At 67.4% G+C, this 1,247-nt stretch carries 1 protein-coding gene; it reads right to left on the reverse strand.

Annotated features, from left to right (window positions below):
• Window positions 1-13 precede the first annotated feature (13 nt).
• Window positions 14-1,164, reverse strand: a protein-coding gene (locus tag ACPYN4_RS15495) for an IS3 family transposase (protein ID WP_424446877.1) whose coding sequence is annotated in 2 segments (ribosomal slippage) — window positions 14-894 and window positions 894-1,164 — 1,152 coding nt in all. Because the reading frame shifts where the segments join, the coding sequence is not laid out codon by codon here.
• Window positions 1,165-1,247: the final 83 nt, after the last annotated feature.

Consider the following 1,247-nt stretch of genomic DNA (forward strand, 5'->3'; position numbering starts at 1 on the left):
TGGGCCGCCCCCTTCATTCGGTCCGGTCGCTGTGCGAGTCGTCGGTTTCCAGTTGATGGGTGCATTGCCGAGCGTAGTCGACCGGTGCGAGGTATCCGAGCGATGAGTGCCGGCGGTCATGGTTGTACTCGGTCTTCCAGTCGCCGATCACGACCTGGGCGTGCAGCAGCGAGTAGAAGCTGTTGATGTTCAGGCACTCGTCGCGGAGCCTGCTGTTGAACGACTCGACGTACCCGTTGTGCCAGGGCGAGCCGGGCGGAATGTAGAACAGGCCGGTGCGGGTGCCGGCCCAGTCGGCCATCGCGTCGCTGATGAACTCCGGGCCGTTGTCTGATCTGAGCACCGCGGGCGCGCCGCGGACGGCGACGAGGTCCTCGAGGTGGGCAGTGAGTCGGTCCGCGGTGATCGACCGCTCGACAAGCCCTCCGATGCACTCACGGGTGTGCTCGTCGACGATGGAGCAGATCTTGATCGGGCGGCCCTGCTCGTCGGCATCGAACTGGAAGTCCACCGCCCACACGAGATTCGGTGCGACCGCTGCCGGGGCGTCGGCGGTCGAGGATCCGACGCGTTTGCGCCGCCGCCGCTGGGGGACACGGAGGCCTTCCTCGCGCCAGAGCCGCTGGATCTTCTTGTGGTTCACGACCCACCCCTCGCCGCGAGCGTCGTGGTAGGCCCTGCGGTATCCCCACCGCGGATGCTTCTTCGCGTACGCGCGCAGCCAGTCCCGCAACGCCCTGTCCGGGTCGGCGGTCGTGTCGCCCTTGAGCGGGCGACGGTACGCGGACCTGCTCAGCCCGGCCAGACGGCACGCCATCCGCTCGCTCACCTGCAGTGTCCTGATCAGGTGAGCGACGGCGGCGCGGCGCCTGCCCGGGCCTAGAAGTTTCCCTCAGCCAACTCCTTCAGCGCGGCCTTCTCCAGCTCCGCTTCGGCCAGCAGCCGCTTCAGAGTGGCGTTCTGCTTCTCGAGCTCCTTGAGACGCTTCGCGTCGTCGGCCTTCAGGCCGCCGTACTGGTTCCGCCACCGGTAGTACGTCTGCTCGGACACGCCGAGCTCCCGACACACCGCGGCGACGTCCGCGCCGTCGGCGAGCATCCTGTCGGCCTGCCCGAGCTTGCGGACGACCTGCTCCGGGGTGTGACGCTTCCTGCTGTTCGTCATGATCTGACCAGTCTCCCTGCCCGAACCCTCGGGCGACAGGACGACTCACACAACGACTGGACCTACAAAACGGGGTCAGTCCA

Origin of the sequence: Microbacterium sp. CH-015, from assembly GCF_049707015.1 — a bacterium.
GTDB lineage: Bacteria > Actinomycetota > Actinomycetes > Actinomycetales > Microbacteriaceae > Microbacterium > Microbacterium aurum.